Genomic DNA, 6,350 nt, shown 5'->3' with positions numbered 1-6,350 from the left:
TGGCGAGCCCGATCGCCGCCTCGCCCGCCGCCACGGTCAGCACGAACATCGCGAAAACCTGCCCGACCAGGTCGTGCAGATAAGCCGAGAACGCGACCAGGTTCAGGTTCACCGCGAGCAGGATCAGCTCGATCGCCATCAGCATGACGATCAGGTTCTTGCGATTGGCGACCAGCCCCAGCACGCCGAGCGCGAAGAGGATCGCCGCGACGACGAGGTAATGGACGAGGCCGATCACAGCTCCACCCCGACGCCCACCGGCTGGTCCACGTTGCGGGTCGCGTCCTGCGGCCGGCGCGCGTTCTGGCGGCCGATGTTCTGGTAGCGCGTGCCCTTGCGGTCGCGATGGGTCAGTACGATCGCGCCGATCATCGCCACCAGCAGCACCAGTCCCGCGCCCTCGAACACGAACAGGTAGCGCGTGTAGAGCAGCTCGCCGAGCGCCTGGATGTTGGGCTTGGCCGCGGTCGCGGCGGGGTGGGACAGCGTCAGCTTGAGGCCGCCATGCAGCGAGCCGAACGCGTAGAACACGATCTCCGCCGCCAGCGCCGCCGCCAGCGCCAGGCCGAGCGGCCAGAACCGCGCGAACCCCGCGCGCATCTCCGCCACGTCGATGTCGAGCATCATCACCACGAACAGGAACAGCACGGCGACCGCGCCGACATAGACGATGACCAGCAGCATCGCGATGAACTCTGCCCCGCACAGCACCATCAGCCCGGCCGCGTTGAAGAAGGCCAGGATCAGCCACATCACGGCGTTGACCGGGTTGCGCGACGACACCGTCATCGCGCCGGCGAGCAGCACCACGCCCGCGAACAGGTAAAAGGCGATCGCCTGGATCACGCCCGTTCCTCCCCGGCACGGTGAGGGGGACCGCGACGCGAAGCGGCGTGGTGGAGGGGGGCCAGGACCGGGCTCACCGCGCCATGCGGCCCCCTCTCCACCATGCTCCGCATGGTCCCCCTCCCCGCGCGGGGGAGGATTGCAGCTGAATCGATCACCCGCGTGCGCCTACCGGTAGGGCGCATCGGCGGCAAGGTTCGCGGCGAGCACGCTTTCCCAGCGGTCGCCATTCTCGAGCAGCTTGGCCTTGTCGTAGATCAGCTCCTCGCGCGTCTCGGTCGAGAACTCGTAGTTCGGACCCTCGACCACCGCATCCACCGGGCAGGCCTCGGCGCACAGCCCGCAATAGATGCACTTGGTCATGTCGATGTCGTAGCGCGTGGTGCGGCGCGAGCCGTCGTCGCGCGGCTCCGCCTCGATGGTGATCGCCTGGGCGGGGCAGATCGCTTCGCACAGCTTGCACGCGATGCACCGCTCCTCGCCGTTCGGATACCGCCGGAGCGCGTGCTCGCCGCGGAAGCGCGGGGAGAGCGGCATCTTCTCGAACGGATAGTTGATCGTCGCCTTGGGCTTGAAGAAATAGTGCAGCGTCTTGGCGTGCGCCTTCAGGAACTCCCACAAGGTGAACGACTTGATGAAATGGGCGGGGGTCATGCGGGAACTCCGACGCGCATCCACATGAGCACGCCCGAAATGAGGAAGACCCAGAGCAGCGACAGCGGCAGGAATACCTTCCAGCCCAGCCGCATCAGCTGGTCGTAGCGATAGCGCGGCACCGTCGCCTTCACCCAACTGAAGATGAAGAAGAAGAACAGGATCTTGACGAACAGGTTGATGATGCCCGGCACCCAGGTGAACGGCGCGAAGTTGAACAGCGGCAGCCACCCGCCCCAGAACAGCGTCGCGTTGAGCGCGCACATCAGCAGCACGTTGGCGTATTCGCCGAGCCAGAACAGCGCGAAGCTCATCGACGAATATTCGGTCTGATAACCCGCGACCAGCTCGGACTCCGCCTCGGTCAGGTCGAACGGCGCACGCTGCGTCTCGGCCATCGAGGAGATCAGGAACACCACCCACATCGGGAACAGCAGCGGGTTGAGCACGAAGCCGTTAATCGGCAGCCCATACATGTTCGCCTGCGCCAGCACGATCCCCGACAGGTTGAACGTGCGCGCCCACATCACGACCGTCACCAGCACGAAGCCGATCGCGACCTCGTAACTGACCATCTGCGCCGCCGCGCGCAGCGCCGAGTAGAAGGGGTATTTGGAGTTGGACGCCCAGCCCGCCAGGATGATCCCGTAGACGCCGAGGCTCGACGCCGCGAGCACGTAGAGCAGCCCGACATTGATGTCGGCGAGCACCACGCCCGGCTGGAACGGCACCACCGCCCAGACGATCAGCGCGACCGTGAAGGTGATGATCGGCGCCAGCAGGAACAGCACGCGGTTCGCGGCCGACGGGATGATCGTTTCCTGCAGGAACACCTTGAGCCCGTCGGCGAAGCTCTGCAGCAGCCCGAACGGGCCGACCACGTTGGGCCCGCGCCGCAACGCCATCGCCGCCCAGATCTTGCGATCGGCATAGATGATCATCGCCACCGCCAGCATCAGCGGCAGCGCGATCAGCAGGATGCCCGCGATCGTGGCGACGAACCATGCCCAGCCATAGGAGAAGCCGACGGTCGTGTTGAAGAAGGCGGTCACTCCGCCGCCTCCGCCAGTGCGTCGCCGTGCAGCAGCTCGGCCGAGCATTGCTGCATCGTCGGGCTGGCGCGACAGATCGCGTTGGTCAGGTAGAAGTCCTGGATCGGATAGCCCGCGATGCGGCCCGCCGCCGCGCCGTCTAACGCCGGCGGGTTCCACGCGAACGTCGCCAGCTCCTGGAGCCGCAGCGCCGGCACGTCCGCGTACATCTCCTCGCGCAGGCCGGCGAGGCTGTCGAACGGCAGCGTCACGCCCAGCACCTCGGAGAGCGCGCGGAAGATGCTCCAGTCCTCGCGCGCATCGCCGGGCGGGAACACCGCGCGCTCGCCGCGCTGGACGCGGCCCTCCAGATTGACCCAGGTGCCGGCCTTCTCGGCATAGGTCGCCCCCGGCAGCACCACGTCCGCCGCCGCCGCGCCGCGATCGCCATGATGGCCGACATAGACCTTGAAGCCGCCGAACCGGCCGAAATCCACCTCGTCCGCGCCGAGGAAGAAGGCGAGCTTGGCGTCCGCGACGTCGGCGATGCCACCCTTCTGCGCATAGCCGAGCATCAGCCCGCCCATCCGGCTCGCCGCCATATGAACGACGTTGAAGCCGTTCCAGCCGTCCTTCACCAGCCCGAGCGGCTCGACCAGCCGCAGCGCCGCCGCATGGCCGCCCTTCAGCCCCGCGGCGCCCAGGATCGCCATCGGCCGCTCGGCCTTGCCGAACGCCGCGGTGACATGATCCGGCAGCCCGCCGAGCAGCGCCAGATCGTCGCCCAGCCAATCGGCCTTGTAGGTCAGGTCCGTCTCCGGCCCGATCGCGAAGACATGCGCGCCCTTCTTGATCGCCTTGCGCACCCGCGTGTTCACCAGCGGCGCCTCCCAGCGCAGGTTGGTGCCGACCAGCAGGATCGCGTCCGCGCGCTCGACCCCGGCGATGGTGGTGTTGAAGTTCACCGCCGCGAGGCTGGACGTGTCGTAGTCGAGCCCCGTCTGCCGCCCCTCCAGCCGGTCCGAGCCCAGCCTGGCGAGCAGCGCCTTGGCCGCATACATCGTCTCGCAATCGACCAGATCGCCCGCCACCGCCGCGACGCTGCCGCCATGGTCGACCGCCGCGATCGCCGCGAACGCCTCGTCCCACGTCGCCGGCACGAGCTTGCCGTCGCGCCGCACGAACGGCCGGTCGAGCCGCCGCCGGACCAGCCCGTCGACATGGTGGCGCGTCTTGTCGGTCGCCCACTCCTCGTTCACGTCCTCGTTGATGCGCGGCAGGCAGCGCAGCACCTGCCGCCCGCGGCTGTCGAGACGGATGTTCGTGCCGACGGCGTCCATCACGTCGATGGTCATCGTCTTGCGCAGCTCCCACGGCCGCGCCTCATACTGATACGGCTTGCTCGTCAGCGCTCCCACCGGGCACAGGTCGACGACATTGCCCGACAGCTCGGACGAGACCGCGCGCTCCAGATACGAGGTGATCTGCATGTCCTCGCCGCGATAGATCGCGCCGATCTCCTCGACGCCCGCCACCTCCTCGGCGAAGCGGATGCAGCGCGTGCACTGGATGCACCGGGTCATGATCGTCTTGACGATCGGGCCCATATATTTCTCGGTCACCGCGCGCTTGTTCTCGGCATAGCGGCTGTGTCCCCGCCCGTAAGCGAGCGATTGATCCTGCAGGTCGCACTCGCCGCCCTGATCGCAGATCGGGCAGTCGAGCGGATGATTGATGAGCAGGAACTCCATGATGCCCTCACGGGCATGCTTCACCATCGGCGTGGTGGTGAAGACCTCCTGATTGTCCGACGCCGGCAGCGCACACGACGCCTGCGGCTTGGGCGGCCCCGGCTTCACCTCGACCAGACACATCCGGCAGTTGCCGGCGATCGACAGCCGCTCATGGTAGCAGAAGCGCGGAATCTCCTTCCCCGCGGCCTCGCACGCCTGGAGCACGGTCGCCCCCTGCGGCACCTCGACCTCGATCCCGTCGACCTTGAGCTTGGGCATCAGCGACGTGCCTTGTTACGTTGAGGAAGCGCGCCCGACACCGGGATATTCGGGCTGTCTCCATTGACGACGACATCGCCTTCACGAACGCGTACGACCAGATCGAGATCGGCCAGAGCGATCGTTCCCAGCAAGACCTGCTCGCCGATCACCAGGGCGCCGGCGAACGACGTCCGCGTCGCAAAGCCGATCGCCACTGGCCCGACATAATCCACCACCGTGGATCGCCCATCCGGCAGAACGACCTGTCGCTCGTCCAACCGGGTAAGGCCCAGCTGCAATTGAACCGATCGCGGGATGCACAAATGGGCGCTACCGGTGTCGACCAACGCTCTTACGGGCATTGGCTTCAATTCGCCGCGTGCGGGATTGGCGATCACCAGATTAGCGTAGATCACGTTGCAACCCCTTCACCACTGCCGTCGGGATGTTTGGGCTGGCGGGATCGGGAAACACGCGACGGCCGCGAGGGTCGATCTGCAACCCTAGCGACTCCATCGGCAGCGCGCCAAGAAGCACTTCGTTTCCTACCACAACTGCCTGTCCCGCCCAGCTCAGCCCGAACACGTCCAACTTGACCGTGATCATCAGATCGGCCGATTGACGGCTCCCGTCAGCCAACTCGACGATCCGTTCGCCCGCATGTTTCAGCTTCAGCTGCTGTGCGATATGCTCCGGCACACACAGTTCCGCCGCACCGCTATCGACGAGCGCCATTGCATCTATGTCTTCCAGCTCCGGCTCGTGCGGATTGGACAAACGGACGTGTTGGCGGATCAGCCCCATTACTCCGCCGCCTCCATCATCGGCGCGAGGTCGCCGCCGCGATCGGTGATGCGCCGCTCCAGCTCGGGGCGGACGTGCCCGATCAATCCCTGGATCGACCACGCCGCCGCATCGCCCAGCGCAACGATCGGGCTCTCTTCTTTCGGCCCGGTCATCAGTGTTCCGCCTCGTTGAGCCCAAGACGTCGCTCGATGCGATCGACCCTGAGCTTCAGATCGGCCACGTCGGCCTGCAAGCCGTAGATGGATGTCATCAAACCGCGGATATGCTCCTCGATCGAAGCGAGCCTGATCCCCTGCGACGCCTGCTCGCGCTTGATGACCCCCAGATCTTTCTGGATGCCGAGCAGGATGTCGAACATCATCTGGCTGCGGTCCTCGCTCACTCCGCCGCCTCCATCATCGGCGCGAGGTCGCCGCCGCGCTCGGTGATGCGCCGCTCCAGCTCGGGGCGGAAATGCTTGATGAGCCCCTGGATCGGCCAGGCCGCCGCGTCGCCCAGCGCGCAGATCGAGTGGCCCTCGACCTGCTTGGTCACCTGCTGGAGCATGTCGATCTCGCCGATCTCGGCCTCGCCGGTGCGCAGGCGCTCCATCACGCGCCACATCCAGCCGGTGCCCTCGCGGCACGGCGTGCACTGGCCGCAGCTCTCGTGCTTGTAGAAATAGCTGATGCGGCTGATCGCGCGGACGATGTCGGTCGACTTGTCCATCACGATCACCGCCGCGGTGCCGAGGCCCGAGCCGAGCGCCTTCAGCCCGTCGAAGTCCATCGGCGCGTCCATGATCTGCGCCGCCGGCACCAGCGGCACCGACGAGCCGCCGGGGATCACGGCGAGCAGATTGTCCCAGCCGCCGCGCACGCCGCCGCAATGCTCCTCGATCAGCTGGCGGAAGGGGATGCTCATCGCCTCCTCGACCACGCAGGGCGTGTTCACGTGGCCGCTGATCTGGAACAGCTTGGTGCCCTCGTTGCCCTTGGCGCCGAAGCCCGCGAACCACGCCGCGCCGCGCCGCAGGATG

Annotated in this window: 10 protein-coding genes; all 10 read right to left on the bottom strand. The window is 66.9% G+C overall.

Features of this window, described 5'->3' with window-relative positions:
• Positions 1–238, bottom strand: a 238-nt coding sequence (gene nuoK / locus ACFE64_RS14565) for an NADH-quinone oxidoreductase subunit NuoK (RefSeq protein WP_375393179.1), incomplete at its 3' end; no start/stop codon positions are given.
• Entirely contained in the window at positions 235–846 is a 612-nt protein-coding gene (locus ACFE64_RS14560) for an NADH-quinone oxidoreductase subunit J (protein WP_375393178.1), read from the bottom strand. The genes nuoK and ACFE64_RS14560, both read right to left, overlap by 4 nt.
• Before the next feature lie 168 nt (positions 847–1,014).
• The gene (gene nuoI, locus ACFE64_RS14555) at positions 1,015–1,500 is read right to left on the bottom strand and encodes an NADH-quinone oxidoreductase subunit NuoI (RefSeq protein ID WP_375393177.1); all 486 of its coding nucleotides are present in this window, start codon (positions 1,498–1,500) and stop codon (positions 1,015–1,017) included.
• Positions 1,497–2,552, bottom strand: coding sequence for an NADH-quinone oxidoreductase subunit NuoH (gene nuoH, locus ACFE64_RS14550; protein WP_375393176.1), 1,056 nt, complete (start codon positions 2,550–2,552; stop codon positions 1,497–1,499). Before nuoH ends, nuoI begins: the two co-directional genes overlap by 4 nt.
• Positions 2,549–4,543, bottom strand: a complete 1,995-nt coding sequence (gene nuoG, locus ACFE64_RS14545) for an NADH-quinone oxidoreductase subunit NuoG (protein ID WP_375393175.1) — start codon at positions 4,541–4,543, stop codon at positions 2,549–2,551. Before nuoG ends, nuoH begins: the two co-directional genes overlap by 4 nt.
• On the bottom strand, positions 4,543–4,941 hold the full coding sequence (locus ACFE64_RS14540) for a clan AA aspartic protease (RefSeq protein ID WP_375393174.1): 399 nt from the start codon (positions 4,939–4,941) through the stop codon (positions 4,543–4,545). Before ACFE64_RS14540 ends, nuoG begins: the two co-directional genes overlap by 1 nt.
• Positions 4,928–5,329 carry an aspartyl protease family protein gene (locus ACFE64_RS14535; RefSeq protein ID WP_375393173.1) on the bottom strand — a complete coding sequence of 134 codons (402 nt, stop codon included), beginning with the start codon at positions 5,327–5,329 and terminating at the stop codon, positions 4,928–4,930. Before ACFE64_RS14535 ends, ACFE64_RS14540 begins: the two co-directional genes overlap by 14 nt.
• Positions 5,329–5,484 (bottom strand): hypothetical protein, encoded by a 156-nt coding sequence (locus ACFE64_RS14530; protein WP_375393180.1) that lies wholly within the window; start codon positions 5,482–5,484, stop codon positions 5,329–5,331. The genes ACFE64_RS14535 and ACFE64_RS14530 overlap by 1 nt, the downstream gene beginning before the upstream one ends.
• On the bottom strand, positions 5,484–5,714 hold the full coding sequence (locus tag ACFE64_RS14525; RefSeq protein ID WP_375393172.1) for a hypothetical protein: 231 nt from the start codon (positions 5,712–5,714) through the stop codon (positions 5,484–5,486). Before ACFE64_RS14525 ends, ACFE64_RS14530 begins: the two co-directional genes overlap by 1 nt.
• Positions 5,711–6,350: NADH-ubiquinone oxidoreductase-F iron-sulfur binding region domain-containing protein (locus tag ACFE64_RS14520; protein WP_375393171.1), on the bottom strand; the 640-nt coding region annotated here is incomplete at its 5' end. The genes ACFE64_RS14525 and ACFE64_RS14520, both read right to left, overlap by 4 nt.

The organism is uncultured Sphingomonas sp., assembly GCF_964250165.1.
In the GTDB taxonomy this organism is placed as follows: domain Bacteria; phylum Pseudomonadota; class Alphaproteobacteria; order Sphingomonadales; family Sphingomonadaceae; genus Sphingomonas.
The sequence above is the reverse complement of the archived record's forward strand: the minus strand, read 5'-3'. Positions and strand labels throughout refer to the sequence as shown.

Bases quoted from the DNA above. Each gene is read 5' to 3' on its own strand.
- nuoI (WP_375393177.1), bottom strand. From the start codon at position 1,500: ATGACCCCCGCCCATTTCATCAAGTCGTTCACCTTGTGGGAGTTCCTG.
- nuoG (WP_375393175.1), bottom strand. From the start codon at position 4,543: ATGCCCAAGCTCAAGGTCGACGGGATCGAGGTCGAGGTGCCGCAGGGG.
- ACFE64_RS14535 (WP_375393173.1), bottom strand. From the start codon at position 5,329: ATGGGGCTGATCCGCCAACACGTCCGTTTGTCCAATCCGCACGAGCCG.
- ACFE64_RS14530 (WP_375393180.1), bottom strand. From the start codon at position 5,484: ATGACCGGGCCGAAAGAAGAGAGCCCGATCGTTGCGCTGGGCGATGCG.